The sequence below is a fragment of the Brevundimonas sp. genome, from assembly GCF_029946145.1.
Lineage (GTDB): Bacteria > Pseudomonadota > Alphaproteobacteria > Caulobacterales > Caulobacteraceae > Brevundimonas.
Window position 1 is genome coordinate 1 of record NZ_JAQSDY010000019.1, and the last position, 21234, is coordinate 21234.

Below are 21234 nucleotides of genomic sequence, written 5' to 3' on the forward strand. Positions count from 1 at the left end.
AGGAGCCCATGCTCCCGCAGGGGTGGAGAGCCGTCCACAGCATCAATTGCGGACACACATCGCCGTATGCGTATGAGATCAACAATGGACATTGCCCTTATTGCGATTGTGGCGGCACTGGCCTCTGCGCTCACCCTTTATTCGGGGTTCGGGCTTGGCACGCTCCTCCTCCCCGCGTTTGCGCTTTTCCTTGATGTTCCAATCGCAGTCGCGGCCACAGCCGTTGTCCATCTCCTGAACAATCTCTTCAAGGGCGCCCTTCTCTGGACCAGGGTGGATTGGCGGACCGTTCTGGCGTTCGGCATACCAGCGATCCCGGCAGCAGTGTTCGGGGCATGGGTCCTGTCACTGCTCGGGAATACGCCTCGCCTGTTCGAGTGGGACGCTTTCGGCCAGAAGTTCGGTCCAACCGGAGCGGGCTTGGTCATCGGTTTGCTGATGATCATTTTCGCCTCGCTGGAGTTTCAACAGTGGTTTCAAAAGCTCAAGGCGCCGCCCCGATTTATGCCCGTGGGTGGGTTGATAACGGGCTTTTTCGGTGGGCTTACGGGGCAGCAGGGAGCGTTCCGTTCGATCTTCCTCCTGCGGTCTGGATTGCCGCCAGAGAGTTTCATTGCCACCGGCGTGATGATCGCCGTTCTGGTCGATTTGTCCCGCCTCACAACCTACGCAGCCTCATTCTCCATGGCGGGGCTGGAATGGGCAGGGCGTGAGGGCCTGTTGGTGCTGGTGGGCACGCTTTCCGCTTTTGCCGGAGCATTCGTCGCCACGCGCTATCTCGACAAGCTCACGATTGGGGTGATCCGATACGGCGTAGCCGCGCTGATGCTCGTGATTGGCGCGGCTCTCTCCATCGGCGTGCTCGGCTGAGCCTGCGTCAGCTACCCACCCATAGGCGACATTGCCATCCCCCATTCCCGCCGCCGCCTCCCCCCGCTACCCTGCCCCCATGAGCGACGACTCCTACGTCTTCGAGGGCCCGGCCGACGAACCGCCGCCGCCCGCGCGGGACAACAATCCGCCCCAGACAGTGTCCGAGCTGTCGTTCGCCCTCAAGCGCACGCTCGAGGACCGGTTCGGCCATGTCCGGCTGCGGGGCGAGATCTCCAAGGTAAATCACCACGCCTCCGGCCACGTCTATCTGACGCTCAAGGACGACAAGGCCGCCATCGACGGCGTGATCTGGAAAGGCTCGGTCCGCGGCCTCGGCGTCCGGCCCGAGTCCGGCCTCGAGGTCATCGTCACCGGCAAGATCACCAGCTACCCCGCCCGCTCTTCCTACCAGATCGTCATCGAGACCATGGAGGCCGCCGGCGCCGGCGCCCTTCTGGCCCAGCTGGAGCGGCTGAAGGCGAAACTGGCCGGCGAGGGCCTGTTCGAACCGGGCCGCAAGAAACCGGTCCCGACCTTCCCCGCCGTCGTGGGCGTCATCACCAGCCCGACCGGCGCGGTCATTCGCGACATCCTGCACCGCATCGCCGAGCGCTGGCCCTGCCGCGTCATCGTCTGGCCCGTGGTGGTCCAGGGCGACGCCGCCTGCGGCCAGGTCGCCAACGCCATCCGCGGCTTCGACGCGATGACGCCGGGCGGCCTCATCCCCCGCCCCGACATCCTGATCGTCGCCCGCGGCGGCGGCTCGGTCGAGGACCTGTGGTGCTTCAATGACGAGGGCCTGGCCCGCACCGTCGCCGCCGCGACCATCCCCATCATCTCCGCCGTCGGGCACGAGACCGACACCACCCTGATCGACTTCGTCTCGGACCGGCGCGCGCCCACGCCCACGGGCGCCGCCGAGATCGCCACCCCGGTGCTGGCCGACCTGCGCTACGCCGTCGCCGATCTCGACCGCCGCCTCGCCCGCGCCGGAGGCCGCATCCTCGAGGACCGCCGCACCCGCCTGCGCGCCGCCGCCCGCGGCCTGCCCGCCCGGCCCGAGGACGTCCTGGCCCTGCCGCAGCAGCGGCTCGACCACGCCGGCAGCCGCCTTGCCTCGGGCCTGACCAAAAACGTCGCCCTGCACGAACGCGCCCTCGTCCGCGTCACCGGCCGCCTCTCGCGCGCCCTTCTCGACCGCGCCATGGAGCGCCGCCGCGATCGGCTGGATTCGGTGTCGGGCCGACTCCGCACAGGTCTCGACGCCAACGTGAAAGCGCATGAGCATCGCCTGCTACGCGCCGTCTCCAGACTCTCCCTGGAACCCCTGCATCGCCGGTTGGATCAGCGCGCGGCGCGGCTCGAATCCGTCGGAACCCGCTTGGGCGCCTGGCCCAAACGGCTTGACGCGGACCAAGCCCGTCTCGCCGCCCTTGCCCGCGCCCTGGCCGGCCTCAACCCGAAAACTCCCAAGCCCGGCTTCGCCCGCGTCGAGAGCGAGGACGGCGTCATGATCGCCGCCGCCGCCTCCCTGCATGAGGGCCAGGCCGTCCGGCTGATCTTCGCCGACGGCTCGAAGGGCGCGCGCATCGATGGCGACGAGGCTCCGCCCGCCGGCCGGCCGAAGCCTTCGCCCGCGCCAAAACCCAGGACGCCGCCGCCGGGTCAGGGCGACCTCTTCTGACGCGGGAAATCCATGGCGCGACCCCCGTCGGCACGCTAGCCTGACCGCATGGCCAAACCCGCTTCCGAAACCGCGACCCTCCATTATGGCGACGGCGAGTTCGCCGTGCTGAAACCCGGCCGCACGGTGATCTGCGCGGTCAGCGGCAAGGCCATTCCGCTCGAGACCCTGCGCTACTGGTCGGTCAGCAAGCAGCAGGCCTACGCCGGCCCCGCCGAAGCCTTCCAGAGTCTGGGCCTGCTTCCTTGATCCTGCCGCGCCGCCAGCTGTTGATCGGCGGCGGCGCGCTCGCTGCAGCCGGACTGACGCCGCGGACCTCATGGGCCCGGTCTCCCACCGACCTCGTCCTGACGGGCCGTTTCGTCCAGGGCGGCCACGCGATCGGCCGGACCTGGCCCCGGGCCCTGATCTTCGTCGACGGCGAATCCCTGACCGCCGCCTCGGCGGATGGCGCCTTCATCGTCGGCTTCGACCGCGACGCGCCCTCCAGCGTGCAGATCGAGGCCCGGCTCGCCGAACGCTCCGCGACGCGGACCCTGACCCTCGCGCCCGGCCGGTTCTCCCGGACCCGCATCGACGGCCTGCCCCCCTCCACCATAGAGCCCGGCGACCCCGTGCTTCTGGCCCGCATCCAGCGCGAGGTCGCCCTCAAGACCGAGGGCTTCGCCAGCCGGATCGACGCCGACCATTTCCGCGACGGCTTCATCTGGCCGCTCGAAAGCTTCCGCGTCACCAGCCGCTGGGGCAGCCAGCGCATCCTGAACGGCACGCCCGCCCGGCCCCACTACGGCATCGACCTGGCGGCGCCGCAGGGATCGTCCATCCGCGCGCCCGCCGACGGCCGCGTGACCCTGGCCAGTCCCGCCCTGCATTTCGAGGGCGGCCTGGTCCTGATCGACCACGGTCAGGGCCTGATCACCGCCTATCTCCACCAGTCCCGGCTGGACGTCCGCGAAGGCCAGGCCGTAAGGCGCGGGGATCCAGTCGGCCGGGTAGGAATGACCGGACGGGCGACCGGTCCGCATCTCTGCTGGCGCATGAAATGGCGCGATCGAAACCTCGATCCGTCACTCATGGTTGAAACTGCGCGACCGTAACCGATTAAGGCCAAGGTTATCGGTGATCAGTCATGGACGGGAAAGGAATCCGCTCGTAGAGCGGCGTTATTCCCGGCCCAAGCTGGGCTATAGTGATCGACCCATGGCCTCCCTCAGCGCCCTCAAAATTCTGGTCGTGGACGACAACGCCCACATGCGGACGATCACCTCGGCCGTGCTCCAGTCGGCCGGAATCCGCCTGGTCCGTGAGGCCGCCGACGGCGGAGCCGCGCTCGAGATCCTGCGCGACTACGCCGCCGACCTGGTGATCGTCGATTTCAGGATGTTCCCGCTGGATGGCGTCGAGTTCACCCGCCTGGTCCGCAACAGCCCCGACACCGCCAATCCCTATCTGCCCATCATCATGATGACCGGCCATTCCGAGAAGAGCCGCATCTGTGAGGCGCGCGACGCCGGGGTGACGGAGTTCGTGGTCAAGCCGATCACCGCCAAGGCCATCCTCGACCGCATCCAGGCGGTGATCTTCCAGCCTCGCCCGTTCGTGAAGACCGAGGACTATTTCGGTCCCGACCGCCGCCGCCGCGACGCGCCGAACTACAAGGGCCCGATGCGCCGCGCCGTGGATCAGTCGCGGGCCCCGAATTCCAGCGCCGCATAGACCCGGTCGGGCCACCGCCTGTGGACCCAGAACCAGTCCACCGGGCTCTCCCGCACCCGCTCCTCGATAAAGGTCGTGATGGCCTGCACCCCGCGCGCGATGTCGGCGGACCGGTCGCCGGTCTTCTCCAGCTCGATCGGCTCATAGACCGTCAGCCGGAACCGCACGCCCGGAAGCCGCACCACCGACATGGGCTGCAGCACCGTCCCGAACCGCAGCGCCAGCCGGCTGGGCCCCGGCGCCGCGTTCACCGGCTGGCCGAAGAAGGTCACTTCGGGGCCTTCCGAGAATTTCTGGTCGTTCATCAGGGCCACGGACTCGCCCCGCGCCATCCCCGCCAGCAGCTCCCGCGCGCCGTCCCCGCCCTTGGGCGCGAACAGCTTGACCCCATAGCGCGCGCGCGCGGCTATGATCTGGGCGTCGACGTAAGGGTTGTTGGCCGCGCGATAGGTGATCTGGCAGGGCACGCCCGAGCCCGTGATGGTCGCCGCCAGCGTCTCGATATTGGCGAAATGCCCGCCCGCGAACACCACCGGCCTGCCGCTGTCGCGAATGGCGTGCAGCCGCTCCAGCCCCACCACCTCGATGCGGTTCTGTTTGACCAGGATGTCCATCACCGCCGTCTCGGCGAACGACCGCCCCGTCTGCTCCCACTGCGCCAGCGCCAGGGCCTCGCGCTCGTCTTCCGGCATGTCGGGGAAGGCGATGCGCAGGTTCCGCATCACCGTGCGCTGGGTCCCCGTCTTCGGTCCCAGGGTGCGCAGCAGCCATCCGCCCAGCGCCGACGCCCGCTCCACGCCCAGCAGCCGCATCAGGCCGACAAACCCCGCGAACGCCACAGCCTCCAGCCGCCAGATCAGATCCTGGCGAAAGCTGACCCGTCCGCGGTTGTCACCAGGCAATTGTGATCCCGCCGTCCACCACCAGCGTCTGGCCGGTCATATAGGCCGAGGCCGGCGCCGCCAGATACACCGCCGCCCCCGCGATCTCGTCCGGCTGGCCGATCCGCTTCAGCGGCGCGGGATCCGTGACCTGTTTCAGCAGCTCGGGGTTTTCCCACAGATATTTGGCGAAATCGGTCTGCACCAGGCCCGGGGCGATACAGTTGACCCGCACGTTCGACGGCCCCCATTCCACCGCCAGATTGCGCGCCAGCTGCATGTCCGCCGCCTTGGAGATGTTGTAGGCGCCGATCAGCGCATTGCCCCGCAGGCCGCCGATCGACGAGACGATAATCACCGACCCGTCCTTCCGCTCCAGCATCTGCGGCGCGACCATCTGGATCAGCCAGTGGTTGGACACCACGTTGTTCTGCAGGATCTTGCCGAACTGCTCGTCATTGATCCCCGCCATCGGCCCCGCATAGGGATTGCTCGCGGCGTTGCAGACCAGGATGTCGATCTTGCCGAAGGCGGCGTTGGTCTCGTCCACCAGCCGCTGCAGGTCTTCCTTCGAGGCGATATTGGCCGGAATGGCGATGGCCCGGCCCTCGCCGTGCTTCGCATTGATCGCCTGGGCCACCTCGTCGCACGGCCCGGCCTTGCGCGAACTGATCACCACGCGCGCGCCGTGCTCGGCCAGCCGCTCGGCGATGGCCTTGCCGATCCCCTTCGAGGAGCCGGTGATAACCGCGACCTTGCCGGTCAGATCGAACAATTCCATCGTTAACCTCGAAGAAGTGGGGAGAATCCGTGCGACGCGCTAGGCGATCCGCACTGTTACCCCGATACTCGGGCGATTCCATCCGGGAAGACGGACGATCCGTTTCCAATGCGCGCACTCACCCAGGGCTTCCTGTTCTTCACCTACCTGTTCCTGGCCATGACGGCCGGGGCCTTCCTGTGGAGCGCCAATCTGGGCGCGGGCGCCGCCGTGGCCGCGGGCTTCGGCGTGCTGGGCCTGTTTCTGGCCCTCCACACCCTGATCACGGCCAAGGCCGACAAGGCCGCCCTCAGGAAGGAAATCGAACAGGTGCGCGAGGCCCACCGCCTGCTGGCCGACGCGATGGATTCGACCCAGGGCGCCCTGACCGAACTGGCCCAGGCCATCGAGTCCGGCGCGGTGACCTCCAACGAGGCCCTGTCCGGCGAAGTCCGCATGCTCGAGACCCTGATCTCGCAGATGAGCGAGTCGCTGGACCACCGCATGGCCCAGCCGGCCCCGGCCAGCGCCTTCGAGGCCCGCCACCGCGAACAGGCCAACACCCTGCTGGCCACCATCCACGAAGCCCTGGCCGAGAACCGCGTCGACCTCTACCTCCAGCCGGTCGTCTCCCTGCCCCAGCGCCGCACCATCTTCTACGAAAGCTTCACCCGCCTGCGCGCCGCCGACGACCGCATCATGATGCCGGCGGAATACCTGTCGGTCGCCGAGGGCGAGGGTCTGGTGCCCGCCATCGACAATCTGCTGCTGTTCCGCTGCGCCCAGATCGTGCGCCGTCTGGCGCGTCAGGACCGCAAGGTCGGCGTCTTCTGCAACGTCGCCCTGTCGTCCCTGGGCGACGAGACCTTCTTCCCCCAGTTCCTCGACTTCCTGTCCGAGAACCGCGACCTCAACCAGGCCCTGATCTTCGAGCTGGGCCAGGCCACCTTCGACGCCCGCGGCGCCGCCGAGGCCCGCAACATGGCCAAGCTGGCCGACCTCGGCTTCCGCTTCTCGATCGACAAGGTCCAGACGCTCGACCTCGACTTCGCCGACCTCCAACGCTCCGACGTCAAGTTCATGAAGGTCGCGGCCGACCTGCTGATCGAACAGTTGCTCGACATGGACGGCGCCTCGGCCCTGCCCAGCCTGCGCGACATCTCCGCCGCCGATTTCGCCGGCCTGACCCGCCGCTACGGCATCGAGCTGATCGCCGAGAAATGCGAGACCGAGCGCCAGATCGTCGACATCCTCGAGCTCGACATCAGCATGGGCCAGGGCCATCTGTTCGGCGAACCCCGCGCCATCAAGGAAGCTGTGCTGGCCGAGACCGATCCCCCCGCCGACTTCATCCGCTCCACCCTGCGCAGCGCCGACCACCGGCGCCGGTTCGGCTAGACCGCCCTGGGGCCGATCTGTCCGGAATGTCGGAAGCTTGTTCCCTTCGGCCGGACATGCGGGTGCGACGGGCTCCAGCCGCAGCCGGCGAGATCTCTTAACCCCTCGCGACCCCGCCGAGGGTAAACTGACCGGCCATGACCGCCCCCGACGACCCTCCTCCTCCGGACGCCCGTCGCCGACCCCGCCCCCGCGTGGCCATGAGCGGAAAGATCATCCACGGAATCCACAATGAGGTCGCCGACGTTATTGTCCGCAACCTCACCGAAGGCGGCGCCAAGGTCCGCCTGACCTCAACCGTCAACGCCATGATCGGGGGCCGGCTGGTTCTGCGGCTGCCCGCCGGCGACCGCCCGTGCGTCGTCGCCTGGCATTCCGGCGATGAGGTCGGCCTCCGGTTCGAGTGACCGGCGCCGCGGCCGGAATCCGCCAGACCGGGCGCCCGTTCCGCGGTCTGTCCCGCGGATGACCGTTCCCGACTTCGCCGCCATCGCCACCGATCTCGACGCCCGGGGCTGGGCCCTGACCGGCCCGCTGCTGACACCCGCGACCTGCGCCGCGCTCCAGGCCCTCTACGCCGAACCCGCCCGCTTCCGCAGCCGCGTGGTCATGAGCCGTCATGGCTTCGGCGAGGGCGAGTATCAGTATCTCGCCAATCCCCTGCCCGACCCGCTCCCCGCCCTGCGCCGCCGCCTCTATGCGGGTCTGGCGCCGATCGCCAACGGATGGAACGCCCGCCTCGGTCGCCCCACCGACTTCCCCGACGATCTCGACGCCTTCGCCGCCCGCTGCCACGCCGCCGGCCAGGTCCGCCCGACCTCGCTGATGCTGAAATACGGCCCCGGCGACTACAACCGCCTGCATCAGGACCTGTATGGCGACCTCGTCTTCCCGCTCCAGACCGCCATCCTGCTCAGCGAGCCGGGCCGCGACTTCGATGGCGGCGAACTGGTGCTGGTCGAACAGAAGCCGCGCAGCCAGTCACAGGCCCACGTCGTCCCGCTGCAACAGGGTCACGGCGTCGTCTTCGCGGTCCGCGAACGGCCAGCCGCCGGCGTCCGCGGCGACTACCGCGTGCAGATGCGCCACGGCGTCAGCCGCATCCGCTCCGGCGCCCGGATGACCCTGGGCCTGATCCTCCACGACGCGGCCTAGCGGTAGTAGCCGTAGTCTCCCGGCCGCGGCACGCGCGTATAGCCGTAGCGTCCGTCGGTGTTGTAGCCGCCGAAGCCGTATCCGCACGGATCGTCGCGCGCCGACAGCTGGTTGCCCAGCAGGCCGCCGGCGGCCGCTCCGATGGCCGCGCCCTTCTCTCGGTCGCCCTCGCCCGCGATCGCCGCCCCGATGGCCGCGCCCAGCAGGGCGCCCGATGCGGTCGCATACTGCCGGTTTCGCTCATAGTCGCGCTGACAGGCCGACGCATAGTTGTCAGTCGTGGCGCAGCCCGTCAGGGCCAGCGCAGAGGCCGCGATCAACCCCGGTTTCCAGATGCCTTGCATGCCTTGTCTCCTCGCAGCCCCATGTTCCAACGACGGAGGAGGAGGGAGTGTTCCGGTTTGAGGACGGCGGGTCACCCCGTCTCGATTGGGTGAAAGACTGTGTTCAACCAACCTCGGGCCGGCGTTTGGGGCGCCCTCGCTGCGGTGATCGCAGGAGTTGACAACTCTAGGTTGATTATTCGAAGGGAAAATGTAACCTTTTGTTGTCGCAATGGGCGACACCTGGGAGGTTTCATGAAAGCGATTAAGTCGGGACTTGCTGCGCTTGTGCTAGGCGCAGCTTTGACATCTGGTTTTGTCGGCCCATCGTCTGCACAGTCGCAGACCGAGGTCGGACAGGAGTGGGTCTGCTATTATGACCGGGTGACATACCAGCTACTCTACTGCCGATGGGAATAGTGGAGTGAGCGGCGGCGAGCCTTCGCCGCCGCTTTCCCGGCTAACGGAGAGGTGACGATGCGTCGTGCGGTTTTGCTGTCGGTTGCGTTGTTGGGCGCCGCATGCGCCCAAACTCCAACGCCTTCGCTCGATAGCCCTCGTCCGCCATGCTCGGAGGGGGCCGCGCCATTGTATTTCCGGGAAGGGTCGGCAGCGCTCGATCCCCTCTTTGCAAAAGTCCTTGATTGGCCGGCGAGGGCCGCTGGAAGTTGTCGACTGGTCTCCCTCACCGTGCGGGGGCTCCCCGACCCATCATCGGAGACCCTGTCGGGCAGGCGCGCCGCAGCTGTCGTCGCCGCCTTCGCGGGCTTCGGCATTCCCGCCCCGACGTTCGAACTTGGGGACGCCGATGACCAGGCCAATCCAACCTTCCAGATGAACGCGGTTCCCCGGTAGATTTCGAGGCTTGACGCCGCCACCGACTGGTTTCCCGAAACGATCCGGACTGGATCGCGCCGGACGAAGCGGGCCGATCCTCTCCTTCGTCATCCCGAAAGAAAAAGGGTCGCGAATCTATAGTCGCATTGGCGAAAAAATATCCCGCCCGATCAACGCTCTACGCTTTTCCCGAACTGAATCCTCAGCACCGCCCCCGCGGCGCTTATCATTCTCCTCGTCCCGTCGCGGGGGGAGGGCGTCTGGCGCCAGGGCCAATCACGTGCGGCGGGGTGCGATCGAGCGGGAAACGTCGTCCCGGAATCGTCGCCCGGACCCTTGCGCGGCTCATACCTGCGGCTTGTGGAATAACGGGGGCGTGGGGACGGGGGACTGCCCGGGGGCGCCTAAACCCCGGGGCCCGGGAGGCCTGGAAGCCTTCCGCCCGTCGCGAGCCTATGACGGACCGGGATGAATGCGGCGAAAAGGTCGGGGTCGGGACAGTCCGAAAAGCCCCGCAGGCCGCCATGATGAAGCCCTCCCCCGTCAGCTTGCGTGAACCGGTCGCGCGGAGCGAAGGCGGCGACGCCGAAAACACAGTCCGGTCCCCGCAAAGCGAAAGCAGGGGGCCACCATACGGTTCCGGGCAGACCGCCCGCGCTCCGCTGCCTCCCCAACCGCTTCTCCGGAAGCGGCGTCGACGCACGCCTTCTCCCTCCCCCTCGGGGGAGGGCGGTCGCGCAGCGACCGGGCGGGAACGGCCGCCAGGCCGCATCCGCCGTCATCGAGCCGCTCCCACCCTGTCGTCGCTGCGCGCCGACATCCCTTCCCCAGGCGGGAGGGAGAACGGACCACCTTCACCCCCACCCCCGAACCCGCTATCTCCGCCCCATGACCCTCCCCCATGCCCTGAACGGCCTGTCCGACATCGCCGCGGACTACGACATCCTGCTGTGCGACGTCTGGGGCGTGATCCACAACGGCCGCGAAAGCTGGCCCGCCGCCTGCGAGGCCCTGACCCGCTTCAACCGCGATCACGGCCACGTCGTCCTGATCTCCAACTCGCCGCGCCCGGCCCCGGGCGTCGTCACCCAGATGGACGCCCTCGGCGTGCCGCGGGACTCGTGGCGCGCCGTTGTCACCTCGGGCGACGCCACCCGCATGGAACTGGCCAGGCGCGCGCCGGGCCCCGCCTGGATCATCGGTCCCGACCGCGACTGGCCCCTCTATGACGGTCTGGGCCTTGCGCCGGCGGAGGGCGCCGAAGACGCCGCCTTCATCTCCGTCACCGGGCCCGAGAACGACGAGGTCGAGACCCCCGAAGACTATCGCGAACGCCTGTCCGCCGGCGCCGCCCGCGACCTCGAGCTGATCTGCGCCAACCCCGACCGCGTGGTCCAGCGCGGCGATCGGCTGATCTATTGCGGCGGCTCCCTGGCCGATCTGTACGAAAGCCTCGGCGGCCGCGTCACCATGGCCGGCAAGCCCTTCGGCCCGATCTACGATCTGGCGCTGAAAGAGGCCGCCGATCTGCTCGGCAAGCCCGTCAACCGCGCCCGCGTCCTGTGCGTCGGCGACGGCGTGGTCACCGACGTTCTCGGAGCCAACAAGCAAGGTCTCGACTGCCTGTTCATCGCCCAGGGCATTCACGGCGACGCCGCCCGCGGCCCCGACGGCGGCCTCGATCCGGCCCGCGCCGGCGATCTGCTGAAGGCGGAAACGACGTACGCCCGCTACGCCGCGCTCGATCTGACGTGGTGACCGGCGTCAAATCACGCTAAGGCCGGGCCATGGCTGAACTTGTCTCGAAACATCCCTCCGGCGGCTACATCCTGGAGGAGTTGCACGTCGGCATGTCCGCCGAAAAGGTCATCCCGGTCACCGAACAGCGCATCCAGCAGTTCGCCGAGGCCTCGGACGACTTCAATCCGGTGCATATGGACGAGGCCTTCGCCTCGAAGACGGCCTATCGCGGCCGCATCGCCCACGGCCTGCTGTCGGCCTCGTTCGGCTCGGCCGTTGTCGGCACCATCCTGCCCGGCGCGGGGGCGATCTACCTGTCACAGACCCTCGGCTTCCACCTGCCGGTCCGCATCGGCGACGAGGTCGTGGTCCGGGTCAGCGTCAAGTCCGTGGACCCCGAAAGCGCCCGGGTCGAGCTGGACTGCGAGGGCTTCGTCGACGGCAAGCTGATCATGGACGGCGTCGCCCTGGTCCGCGTCCCCCGCCGCCGGCGTCCCGCGAAAGACTGACCTGGTGGCGATCGTCACCGACTGGCGCGGCCTCCCGGACGGGCTGAGAGGCGCCGCCGTCGCGATCGGCGCCTTCGATGGCGTGCATCGCGGACATCAGGCCGTGATCGCCTCGGCGCGCGAGGCGGCGCAACGGATCGGCGCACCCCTCGGCGTCGTCAGCTTCGACCCTCATCCGCGCCGCTGGTTCCAGCCCGACGCCGCCCCCTTCCGCCTCATGACCCCCGACCAGATGGCCCGGGCCATGCAGCCGCTGGGCGTCGACACGCTCTATCTCCTGCCCTTCGACGCCGAGATGGCCGGTATGTCGGACGAGGCCTTTGCCCGGGACGTGCTCGCCGGGGCTCAAGCAGATGGAAACGCGGCCGGCCACAGGGATGGCCTTGGGATCAGCCATGCCGCGGTCGGCTTCGATTTCACCTACGGCAAGGGCCGCACGGGCTCTCCCGAGGCCCTGCGCCGCCACGGCGAGACCCTGGGCTTCACCGTCGGCGTCACCGAACGCATCGACGACCCCGACGGGCTGAAACTCTCTTCTTCCGCCGTCCGCGAGGCCCTGAACGCCGGCGACATGGCCCGCGCCACGGCCATCCTCGGCCGCCCCTTCGCCATCCAGGGTCAGGTCGTCCACGGCGACAAGCGCGGCCGCACCATCGGCGTCCCCACCGCCAACATCCGCATGGGCGACTACATGCGCCCGGCCTACGGGATCTATGCGACCCGCACCCGCCTGCCGGACGGCCGCGTCATCGACGGCGTCGCCAACCTCGGCGTCCGCCCCATGTACCAACTGCCGGAGCCGTTGCTCGAGGTCTGGCTGTTCGACTTCGACGAAGACCTCTACGGCCAGACGGTCGAGACCGAACTGATCGCCTTCCTGCGTGGCGAAATGACCTTCGACGGCCTCGACGCCCTCAAGGTCCAGATCGACGCCGACGCCGCCGCGGCGCGGACAGCCCTCAGCTGATCGCCGCCAGCAGCTGTTCGGTCAGCGGCTTCTCACCAGGAACCAGAACATCGCTGACCCTCCACATCGGCCCCTCCTTCACCAGCTTCAGCGTCGGCCGCTTCGTCTCACCCATATTGGTGAACACCACCGCCGCCTCGGCCGCCTGCGGTCCCGATTGCGTCACCGTCACCGAAACCAGGGTGAAGTCACCGCTGTCCTGACAGCCGCAGATCGGGTCGTAATTCAGCGTCGGAACCTCGCCGTTCGCCTTGCGGAAATCCTCGCCGATCATGGCGTTCAGCATCCGGTCGTAGATCGGATCCCGTCCCGGCGGCGGCGGCGGCTCGCCCGGCCCCTGCCCCGGCGCGGCGTAGACGGCGTACAGGGCCCGGACGAATTCCTCGGGTCCGACCTTCGCGGCCTCATAGATGGCGGGCCGTCCCGGCGGCAGGGCGGCCGGCGCGTCGGCCGGCTCGGGGGCGGCGCCCTCCGGCGACGAACAGGCGGCGAGACCGGCCAATACGGCGGCGGCGATCAGGACATGACGCATCGGAACCCTCCAGGACGGTTGACTATCCCGCCGCGGTCCCCGGCTGGCAATCCCGGCTGGCGTCGAGCCCTCGCCGTCTGCTAGACCGTAGCCACCATGACCGTCCGCGTGTTTCGCCCGATTTCGATTAGCCGCCCGGCGTAGCGCCGCAGGGCCGTAAGGCCCCGTGCACGCCGGGATCGACACGCGCCGAACCAGCCTTCCCGGCGATGGCGCATCGAAAACTACGCGAACGATCACAAACGACGAGACGAGACTTCATGGCCCCCGAGTCCGACAAGCCCAGCGACACGCCCTCCACCGCCCGCGACTACCGCGAGACGGTCTTCCTGCCCGAGACGCCCTTCCCCATGCGCGGCGGCCTGCCGCAGAAGGAACCGGCGATCATCGCGCAATGGGGCGACCTCTATTCGGCCCTGCGCAAACAGCGCCAGGCCGAGGGCGCCCCCCTCTACGTCCTGCACGACGGACCGCCCTACGCCAACGGCGACATCCACATCGGCCACGCTCTCAACAAGACGCTGAAGGACTTCGTCGTCCGCAGCCGCTTCCTGCTCGGCCATGACGTCGACTACGTCCCCGGCTGGGACTGCCACGGCCTGCCGATCGAGTGGAAGATCGAGGAACGCTACCGCGCCCAGGGCAAGCGCAAGGACGAGGTCTCCAAGGCCGAGTTCCGGGCCGCTTGTCGCGAGTATGCTGCCGGCTGGATCGACGTACAGCGCGAGCAGTTCAAGCGGCTGGGCGTCGTGGCCGACTGGGACCACCGCTACGCCACCATGGACTTCACCACCGAGGCGGCCATCGTCTCGGAGTTCCACAAGTTCAAGAACTCGGGCCAGCTCTATCGCGGCTCCAAACCCGTCATGTGGTCGCCGGTCGAGCGCACCGCCCTGGCCGACGCCGAGATCGAATATCACGACCACGTCAGCCCGACGGTCTGGGTCAAATTCCCCGTCACCGGCGCGACCGATGACCATCCCGACGACCTGCTGGCCTTCCGCCACGCCAACCCGTCCGTCGTGATCTGGACCACCACGCCCTGGACCATCCCGGCCAACCGCGCCATCAGCTACGGTCCGGAAATCGCCTATGGCCTCTATGAGGTCACGGCCATGGAAACCGGGTTGGAGTTCGAGCCCTGGGCCAAACCGGGCGACCGCCTGATCGTGGCCGACAAACTGGCCGAGGACGTCTTCAAGGCCGCGAAGATCGCCACCTGGACCCGCGTCGACGACCTGAACCCGTCCGGTCTGGAATGCGCTCACCCGCTGGCGGCCCTGTCGCCCGGCTACGGCTTCTCCGTGCCCCTGCTGGCCGGCGACCACGTCACCGACGACGCCGGTACGGGCTTCGTCCACACCGCGCCCGGCCACGGCGCCGACGACTTCGAGGTCTGGAAGGCCCACGGCCATCACGAGGTGCCCGACACGGTCGACCCCGACGGCGCCTACTACGACCACGTCCCGCTGTTCGCCGGCCTGAAGGTGCTGGAGACCGAGGGCAAGAAGACCGGCAAGTTCGGCCCCGCCAACGGCGCGGTGATGGACAGGCTGATCGAGGCCGGTAACCTGCTGGCCCGCGGTCGGATGGAGCATTCCTATCCCCACAGCTGGCGCTCCAAGGCCCCCATTATCTTCCGCAACACGCCCCAGTGGTTCATCCGCATGGATACGCCGTTGCAGGACGACGGCACCCTGCGCGAGCGGGCGCTTGAGGCGATCGACAAGACCGACTTCCACCCTGAAGCGGGTCGTAACCGCATTCGCTCCATGGTCGAGGGCCGCCCCGACTGGCTGATCAGCCGCCAGCGCGCCTGGGGCACGCCCCTGGCCATGTTCGTCGACAAACAGACCGGCCAGCCCCTGATCGACGCCGACGTCGACGCCCGGATCACCGCCGCGGTGGCCGAGGGCGGCGCCGACGCCTGGTTCACCCGCCCCGACGCCGACTTCCTTGGGGCCCACGACCCCGCCCGATTCGAGAAGATCGAAGACATTCTCGACGTCTGGTTCGACAGCGGCTGCACCCACGCCTTCACGCTCGAAACGCGCGACCCGGCCCATGGCTACACCGGCGACCGCCCGTCGCACTGGCCGGCCGACCTCTATCTCGAGGGCTCGGACCAGCACCGCGGCTGGTTCCAATCCAACCTGCTCGAGGGCGCCGGCACCCGCAGCCGCGCCCCCTATGACGCCGTCCTGACCCACGGCTTCACCCAGGACGAGAACGGGGAGAAGATGTCCAAGTCGCGGGGCAACACCACCGACCCGGCCGTCGTCATCAAGGAATCCGGCGCCGACATCCTGCGTCTGTGGGTATCACTGGTGGACTACGCCGAGGATCAGCGGATCGGGAAGCAGATCCTGCAGACAACGGTCGATGCCTACCGCAAGCTGCGCAACACCGTCCGCTATCTGCTCGGCGCCCTCGTCGGCTTCGACGAGGAAGAGCGCCTGCCGCTCGACCAGATGCCGCCCTTGGAGAAATTCATCCTGCACCGTCTGTGGGAACTCGATCGCGACGTGCGCAGGGCCTACGCCGAATACCGCTTCCAGGACGTGGTGCGGCCGGTGCTGGAGTTCTGTTCCAACGACCTGTCGGCCCTCTATTTCGACATCCGCAAGGACAGCCTCTACTGCGACCGCCCCGACGCGATCCGCCGCCGCGCGGCCCGCACGGTCATGGACGCCGTCTTCCTGCGCCTGACCGCCTGGCTGGCACCGCTGACGCCCTTCACCATGGAAGAGGCCTGGGGCACCCGCTTCCCCGACGGCGGCTCCAACTGCGCCCGGGTAATCCCGGAAACGCCGGATCAGTGGCGCAACACCAGCGAGGTCGAACGTTGGGCCGGCGTGCAGACGGTGCTCGAGATCGTCAACGAGTCGCTCGAAGCCGCTCGCCGCGAGAAGATCATCGGCGGGGCGCTGGACGCCTGGCCGGTCGTCACCGGTCCTGCCGACGCCTTCGCGGCGTTCGAAGGCCTGGACGCTGCAGAGGTTTTCCGCACCTCGGGCGCGGAGCTTGTCGCCGACGGTGACGCGGTGACGGTCGATGTGCGTCTGGCCGACCATGCCAAATGCGCCCGCTCGTGGCGGCGCGTGCCGGATGTCGGGTCCGATCCCGCCTATCCCGAGCTCAGCGCCCGCGACGCGGACGCCGTGCGCTGGTGGGATTCCCGGAACGCCTGAGGCCGGTTCGACCGTCCGCGGAGAGGCGGGAACCGGGTTGAAATCGTCTACGCCGGATCTGACGCAGGCGCATGATTCACAGATCGAGCCTCGGGTCCGGTCTTTGACAAATTAGATGCGGTGGAGGACGCCGGCACACCCAGCTGTCCGGACGATCCGGACTGTGTTCTCCCCCGTCCGCACTCTCCGCGCCTTTGGATGCGCAGGCGGTTCCCGGGCCGCGTGACAACGCCGACTCGTGGCCGGCTGTCTGGCCTCTCGGTCACCTGGACTGTCACGCAGAGGGTCGGCGGCAGCCTGTGCCTTCACCTGGCTCCCGGCAGACCAGATTCTCAGCTACGCGAGCGGCCCCTTGCCGCAACTCAGGCAGACGCAGGTCACCATCATCAGCGGCCGCGGCGTCCGATCGAAGAATGCGCCCGGGTTGAGTATCTGCTGCCGCTCTTTCTCCCGGCGGGCGCTAGCGATCGCGCCGACGATGCCTTGGGATCCCAGGGACCGCAGTGTCGTCCGCTCAGCCAACTCGCACCCTCCGTCCCGCCAACCACCCTCGCGGAAAAAAAGAGGACTGAAAGTTGCCTTCACGGGCACGGGCACGTCTGGAGTGACAGCTGTCGTGGCCGGAGTAGGGCTAGGCAGGCGTCAAACAGCAAAAAGCCCCGCCGGCGGATGCCAGGCGGGGCTTTGAGATCTTGGGTGCGGGAGCAGGATTTGAACCTGCGACCTTCAGGTTATGAGCCTGACGAGCTACCGGGCTGCTCCATCCCGCGGCAAGAGCGGCGTTGTAAAGGAAGAACTGTTCGAGAGATGGGCGACAGCCCAAAATACAATCATCTATCCGTCTGGTAGACCCGGCGGCGACCTACTCTCCCGCGCCTTAAGACGAAGTACCATCGGCTCTGGAGGGCTTAACGACCGAGTTCGGAATGGGATCGGGTGGGGAACCTCCGACATAGCCACCAGGTCAACCAGGCGGATAGACGATTGTGAGAAGACATTGTCAGTCCCGGCGCTAGCCGAGAAAAATCGTATGAGTTTTGCTGAGAAACGATCAAGCCGATCGGATTATTAGTACCAGTAAGCTTCATGGGTCGCCCCACTTCCACACCTGGCCTATCAACGTGGTAGTCTTCCACGATCCTCAGCGAAGCCTTGTTTTGAGGTTAGTTTCCCGCTTAGATGCTTTCAGCGGTTATCTATTCCATACATAGCTACCCTGCTGCGCGGCTGGCGCCACGACAGGTCCACCAGAGGTATGTCCATCCCGGTCCTCTCGTACTAGGGACAGATCCTCTCAAGCTTCGAACACCCACGGCAGATAGGGACCAAACTGTCTCACGACGTTCTGAACCCAGCTCACGTACCACTTTAAATGGCGAACAGCCATACCCTTGGGACCTGCTCCAGCCCCAGGATGTGATGAGCCGACATCGAGGTGCCAAACTTTGCCGTCGATATGGACTCTTGGGCAAAATCAGCCTGTTATCCCTAGAGTACCTTTTATCCGTTGAGCGATGGCCCTTCCACGCGGGACCACCGGATCACTATGGCCGACTTTCGTCTCTGCTCGACTTGTCAGTCTCGCAGTCAGGCGGGCTTATGCCATTGCACTCGACGACCGATTTCCGACCGGTCTGAGCCCACCATCGCGCGCCTCCGTTACACTTTAGGAGGCGACCGCCCCAGTCAAACTACCCACCACGCCATGTCCCGGGACCGGATAACGGCCCTCGGTTAGACGTCAACGACAGTAAGGGTGGTATTTCAAGGATGACTCCACCAGAGCTGGCGCCCCGGTTTCATAGTCTCCCACCTATCCTACACATACGGTCGCTAACGCCAAGGCGAAGCTATAGTAAAGGTTCATAGGGTCTTTCCGTCTGACCGCGGGAACCCCGCATCTTCACGGGGAATTCAATTTCACTGAGCCTGTGCTGGAGACAGTGGGGAAGTCGTTACGCCATTCGTGCAGGTCGGAACTTACCCGACAAGGAATTTCGCTACCTTAGGACCGTTATAGTTACGGCCGCCGTTTACCTGGGCTTCAGTTCGTCGCTTTCACAACTCCCTTTAACCTTCAGGCACCGGGCAGGCGTCAGACCCTATACGTCGCATTGCTGCTTCGCAGAGCCCTGTGTTTTTGCTAAACAGTCGCTACCCCCTGGCTTGTGCCACTCAGTCTAGCTTGCGCTAGGTGAGTCACGCTTATTCCGAAGTTACGCGTGCAATTTGCCGAGTTCCTTCAGCACAGTTCTCTCAAGCGCCTTGGTATGCTCTACCTGACCACCTGTGTCGGTTTCGGGTACGGTCTCTGCCAGAGTTATTTCCAGGGACAACTTCCCTACCAGGAACAATCCAATAAGCCCTGATAAGTTACGCCATCCGTCACTTCTGGCTGGTGCAGGAATATTTACCTGCTTCCCATCGACTACGCTTTTCAGCCTCGCCTTAGGGGCCGACTAACCCTGCGCAGATTAGCTTTACGCAGGAACCCTTGGTCTTTCGGCGACAGTGTTTCTCACACTGTTTATCGTTACTCATGTCAGCATTCTCACTTCCGATACCTCCAGCCAGGCTCACGCCTGACCTTCACCGGCTTACGGAACGCTCCGCTACCGCTTGCAGTAAACTGCAAACCCATATCTTCGGCGCATGGCTTGAGCCCCGTTACATTTTCCGCGCAGGATCGCTTGATCAGTGAGCTGTTACGCTTTCTTTAAAGGATGGCTGCTTCTAAGCCAACCTCCTGATTGTCAAAGCAATCCCACATCGTTTCCCACTTAGCCATGACTTGGGGGCCTTAGATGATGGTTAGGGTTGTTTCCCTTTTCACGACGGACGTTAGCACCCGCCGTGTGTCTGCCCGATAGTTCTCTTGGGTATTCGGAGTTTGGTTAGTATTGGTACCACTCGCGCAGCCCGCAACCATCCAGTGCTCTACCCCCCAAGGAATTCGTCGGACGCTCTACCTAAATAGATTTCGCGGAGAACCAGCTATGTCTAGGTTTGATTGGCCTTTCACCCCTATCCACAAGTCATCCCAGAATTTTTCAACATTCACGGGTTCGGACCTCCAGTTGGTGTTACCCAACCTTCATCCTGCTCATGGATAGATCACCTAGTTTCGGGTCGTCATACGTCGAACTTAGCGCCCTATTCAGACTCGCTTTCGCTGCGCCTACACCTAACGGCTTAAGCTTGCTCGACACATGAAGTCGCTGACCCATTATACAAAAGGTACGCCGTCACCCCGCATGGGGGCTCCGACTGCTTGTAGGCTTCCGATTTCAGGATCTGTTTCACTCCCCTCGTTGGGGTGCTTTTCACCTTTCCCTCACGGTACTTGTTCACTATCGGTCGTAGAGGAGTACTTAGGCTTGGAGGGTGGTCCCCCCATGTTCAGACAGGATTTCACGTGTCCCGCCCTACTCGAGTCTCTTGCTGTTTGACGGCTACGGGGCTGTCACCCGCTATGGCCGACCTTTCCAGGTCGTTCGCCTTTATTTCACAAGAGCACTGGCCTGGTCCCGGTTCGCTCGCCACTACTACGGGAGTCTCGGTTGATGTCCTTTCCTCCGGGTACTGAGATGTTTCAGTTCCCCGGGTTCGCTTAATGAACCCTATGTATTCAGGTCATTATACCTTTAAGCAATCGACCAACCCGCACACAGTCCGAAGACTGTGCATGAGTTGGCAGACCACAAAGGTGGGTTTCCCCATTCGGAAATAACCGGATCAAAGGGTGCTAGCGCCTCCCCGGTTCTTATCGCAGCTTGCCACGTCCTTCATCGCCTCTCTACGCCAAGGCATCCGTCAGAAGCCCTTCAACGCTTGATCGTTTCTCAGCAAAACTCATGCATGGATGCTCCCGCCGACTGGAAAGAAATGCCGGGGGTCCATGCCTGATTTTTGTCAGACAATGTCTTCTCTCGAACGTGTCCTGAAAGCCTATGAGGGGCCGGACGCGCTCTTCCTTTACAATATCAATGCCAGCCAGCCTTGCGGCCGGTGGCAATCTTGATTGCGATCTAACGAGGTCCCGGGGTTCGGGGTCCTGGTGGAGCCAGACGGAGTCGAACCGACGACATCCTGCTTGCAAAGCAGGCGCTCTACCAACTGAGCTATGGCCCCTTTCAGGGTCGAACACAGGAGAGCTGTCAACGATTGTCATGAAGCCGGTCCAGCAGGGCTGGTAGGCCCGGGCAGACTCGAACTGCCGACCTCACGCTTATCAGGCGTGCGCTCTAACCAGGCTGAGCTACGGGCCTATGGCGGCACGACAGCCAGGCAGAAACCCAGGCTCGCGATCGCACTTCCAGTCAACGCCGGCCGAATGCCAGCGCTTCATGGAAGCGAAAGAGGAAAGAGAAACGGAGACGGCGGCGCCCCGCAGTTTATTGGAGTTCCAATAGACAATCTCGTGAGAGACGGCCTGGAGGAACATCCTTAGAAAGGAGGTGATCCAGCCGCAGGTTCCCCTACGGCTACCTTGTTACGACTTCACCCCAGTCGCTGACCCTACCGTGGTCGACTGCCTCTCTTGCGAGTTAGCGCATCGCCTTCGGGTAGAACCAACTCCCATGGTGTGACGGGCGGTGTGTACAAGGCCCGGGAACGTATTCACCGCGGCATGCTGATCCGCGATTACTAGCGATTCCAACTTCATGC

The 21234-nt window shown here is 65.8% G+C and carries 16 protein-coding genes, 3 tRNA genes and 3 rRNA genes; 12 read left to right on the forward strand and 10 right to left on the reverse strand.

Annotated features, from left to right (window positions below):
* Positions 1 to 84: 84 nt before the first annotated feature.
* The 5 genes from PSV23_RS08440 (at position 85) to PSV23_RS08460 (ending at position 4273) form a co-directional block, all read left to right on the forward strand.
* Entirely contained in the window at positions 85 to 870 is a 786-nt protein-coding gene (locus PSV23_RS08440; protein WP_300467846.1) for a sulfite exporter TauE/SafE family protein, read from the forward strand.
* Between the two features lie 79 nt (positions 871 to 949).
* Entirely contained in the window at positions 950 to 2557 is a 1608-nt protein-coding gene (xseA, locus tag PSV23_RS08445; RefSeq protein ID WP_300467848.1) for an exodeoxyribonuclease VII large subunit, read from the forward strand.
* A 48-nt stretch (positions 2558 to 2605) separates the two neighbouring features.
* Complete coding sequence (locus PSV23_RS08450) at positions 2606 to 2806, forward strand: DUF2093 domain-containing protein (protein WP_300467850.1); 201 nt, start codon at positions 2606 to 2608, stop codon at positions 2804 to 2806.
* A complete protein-coding gene (locus PSV23_RS08455; RefSeq protein WP_300467852.1) occupies positions 2803 to 3654 on the forward strand; it encodes a M23 family metallopeptidase in 852 nt (283 codons plus the stop codon). The genes PSV23_RS08450 and PSV23_RS08455 overlap by 4 nt, the downstream gene beginning before the upstream one ends.
* 103 nt (positions 3655 to 3757) lie before the next feature.
* Positions 3758 to 4273, forward strand: a complete 516-nt coding sequence (locus PSV23_RS08460; protein ID WP_300467854.1) for a PleD family two-component system response regulator — start codon at positions 3758 to 3760, stop codon at positions 4271 to 4273.
* On the opposite strand, the gene PSV23_RS08465 is transcribed toward PSV23_RS08460, so the two are convergent.
* Together PSV23_RS08465 and PSV23_RS08470 are read right to left on the reverse strand one after the other, a co-directional pair.
* Positions 4240 to 5175, reverse strand: coding sequence for a lipid A biosynthesis acyltransferase (locus tag PSV23_RS08465; protein ID WP_300467856.1), 936 nt, complete (start codon positions 5173 to 5175; stop codon positions 4240 to 4242). The genes PSV23_RS08460 and PSV23_RS08465 overlap by 34 nt on opposite strands.
* On the reverse strand, positions 5165 to 5935 hold the full coding sequence (locus tag PSV23_RS08470) for an SDR family oxidoreductase (protein WP_300467858.1): 771 nt from the start codon (positions 5933 to 5935) through the stop codon (positions 5165 to 5167). The genes PSV23_RS08465 and PSV23_RS08470 overlap by 11 nt, the downstream gene beginning before the upstream one ends.
* Positions 5936 to 6043: 108 nt before the next feature.
* Between PSV23_RS08470 and PSV23_RS08475 the strand changes: the two genes are divergently transcribed.
* The 3 genes from PSV23_RS08475 to PSV23_RS08485 all read left to right on the forward strand — a co-directional run bounded on the left by PSV23_RS08475 (position 6044) and on the right by PSV23_RS08485 (position 8467).
* Positions 6044 to 7312, forward strand: coding sequence for an EAL domain-containing protein (locus tag PSV23_RS08475; protein ID WP_300467860.1), 1269 nt, complete (start codon positions 6044 to 6046; stop codon positions 7310 to 7312).
* A 137-nt stretch (positions 7313 to 7449) separates the two neighbouring features.
* Entirely contained in the window at positions 7450 to 7719 is a 270-nt protein-coding gene (locus tag PSV23_RS08480; protein ID WP_300467862.1) for a PilZ domain-containing protein, read from the forward strand.
* Positions 7720 to 7777: 58 nt separating this feature from the next.
* Positions 7778 to 8467, forward strand: coding sequence for a 2OG-Fe(II) oxygenase (locus PSV23_RS08485; protein ID WP_300467864.1), 690 nt, complete (start codon positions 7778 to 7780; stop codon positions 8465 to 8467).
* Here PSV23_RS08485 and PSV23_RS08490 read toward each other — a convergent pair.
* A complete protein-coding gene (locus tag PSV23_RS08490; protein ID WP_300467866.1) occupies positions 8464 to 8811 on the reverse strand; it encodes a YMGG-like glycine zipper-containing protein in 348 nt (115 codons plus the stop codon). The two genes, PSV23_RS08485 and PSV23_RS08490, sit on opposite strands and share 4 nt — an antisense overlap.
* A gap of 1704 nt (positions 8812 to 10515) precedes the next feature.
* Here PSV23_RS08490 and PSV23_RS08495 point away from each other — a divergent pair.
* From PSV23_RS08495 to ribF, 3 genes are read left to right on the forward strand one after another with little or no spacing between them, the layout of a single operon-like run.
* Entirely contained in the window at positions 10516 to 11385 is an 870-nt protein-coding gene (locus PSV23_RS08495) for a TIGR01459 family HAD-type hydrolase (RefSeq protein WP_300467868.1), read from the forward strand.
* A gap of 29 nt (positions 11386 to 11414) precedes the next feature.
* Entirely contained in the window at positions 11415 to 11876 is a 462-nt protein-coding gene (locus PSV23_RS08500; protein ID WP_300467870.1) for a MaoC family dehydratase, read from the forward strand.
* A 4-nt stretch (positions 11877 to 11880) separates the two neighbouring features.
* The gene (gene ribF / locus PSV23_RS08505; protein ID WP_370461028.1) at positions 11881 to 12843 is read left to right on the forward strand and encodes a riboflavin biosynthesis protein RibF; all 963 of its coding nucleotides are present in this window, start codon (positions 11881 to 11883) and stop codon (positions 12841 to 12843) included.
* Here ribF and PSV23_RS08510 read toward each other — a convergent pair.
* On the reverse strand, positions 12836 to 13375 hold the full coding sequence (locus PSV23_RS08510) for a DUF3828 domain-containing protein (protein ID WP_300467873.1): 540 nt from the start codon (positions 13373 to 13375) through the stop codon (positions 12836 to 12838). The genes ribF and PSV23_RS08510 overlap by 8 nt on opposite strands.
* A 260-nt stretch (positions 13376 to 13635) precedes the next feature.
* Here PSV23_RS08510 and ileS point away from each other — a divergent pair, with 260 nt between their 5' ends.
* Complete coding sequence (ileS, locus tag PSV23_RS08515) at positions 13636 to 16566, forward strand: isoleucine--tRNA ligase (protein WP_300467875.1); 2931 nt, start codon at positions 13636 to 13638, stop codon at positions 16564 to 16566.
* 693 nt (positions 16567 to 17259) lie between these two features.
* Here ileS and PSV23_RS08520 read toward each other — a convergent pair.
* The 6 genes from PSV23_RS08520 to PSV23_RS08545 all read right to left on the reverse strand — a co-directional run.
* A tRNA-Met gene (locus PSV23_RS08520) sits at positions 17260 to 17336 on the reverse strand.
* Positions 17337 to 17415: 79 nt separating this feature from the next.
* Positions 17416 to 17530: ribosomal RNA gene (gene rrf / locus PSV23_RS08525) — 5S ribosomal RNA — on the reverse strand.
* A gap of 83 nt (positions 17531 to 17613) precedes the next feature.
* Positions 17614 to 20403, reverse strand: a 23S ribosomal RNA gene (locus PSV23_RS17465).
* 218 nt (positions 20404 to 20621) lie between these two features.
* Positions 20622 to 20697 (reverse strand) — tRNA-Ala (locus PSV23_RS08535).
* A gap of 59 nt (positions 20698 to 20756) precedes the next feature.
* Positions 20757 to 20834 (reverse strand) — tRNA-Ile (locus tag PSV23_RS08540).
* A gap of 182 nt (positions 20835 to 21016) precedes the next feature.
* Positions 21017 to 21234: ribosomal RNA gene (locus tag PSV23_RS08545) — 16S ribosomal RNA — on the reverse strand; the annotation flags it as partial.

Coding starts and splice junctions, on each gene's coding strand:
- PSV23_RS08475 (WP_300467860.1), top strand. CDS start 6,044: ATGCGCGCACTCACCCAGGGCTTCCTGTTCTTCACCTACCTGTTCCTG.
- PSV23_RS08490 (WP_300467866.1), bottom strand. CDS start 8,811: ATGCAAGGCATCTGGAAACCGGGGTTGATCGCGGCCTCTGCGCTGGCC.
- PSV23_RS08510 (WP_300467873.1), bottom strand. CDS start 13,375: ATGCGTCATGTCCTGATCGCCGCCGCCGTATTGGCCGGTCTCGCCGCC.
- ileS (WP_300467875.1), top strand. CDS start 13,636: ATGGCCCCCGAGTCCGACAAGCCCAGCGACACGCCCTCCACCGCCCGC.
- PSV23_RS08500 (WP_300467870.1), top strand. CDS start 11,415: ATGGCTGAACTTGTCTCGAAACATCCCTCCGGCGGCTACATCCTGGAG.
- PSV23_RS08480 (WP_300467862.1), top strand. CDS start 7,450: ATGACCGCCCCCGACGACCCTCCTCCTCCGGACGCCCGTCGCCGACCC.
- PSV23_RS08485 (WP_300467864.1), top strand. CDS start 7,778: ATGACCGTTCCCGACTTCGCCGCCATCGCCACCGATCTCGACGCCCGG.
- PSV23_RS08470 (WP_300467858.1), bottom strand. CDS start 5,935: ATGGAATTGTTCGATCTGACCGGCAAGGTCGCGGTTATCACCGGCTCC.
- PSV23_RS08440 (WP_300467846.1), top strand. CDS start 85: ATGGACATTGCCCTTATTGCGATTGTGGCGGCACTGGCCTCTGCGCTC.
- xseA (WP_300467848.1), top strand. CDS start 950: ATGAGCGACGACTCCTACGTCTTCGAGGGCCCGGCCGACGAACCGCCG.
- PSV23_RS08450 (WP_300467850.1), top strand. CDS start 2,606: ATGGCCAAACCCGCTTCCGAAACCGCGACCCTCCATTATGGCGACGGC.
- PSV23_RS08495 (WP_300467868.1), top strand. CDS start 10,516: ATGACCCTCCCCCATGCCCTGAACGGCCTGTCCGACATCGCCGCGGAC.
- PSV23_RS08460 (WP_300467854.1), top strand. CDS start 3,758: ATGGCCTCCCTCAGCGCCCTCAAAATTCTGGTCGTGGACGACAACGCC.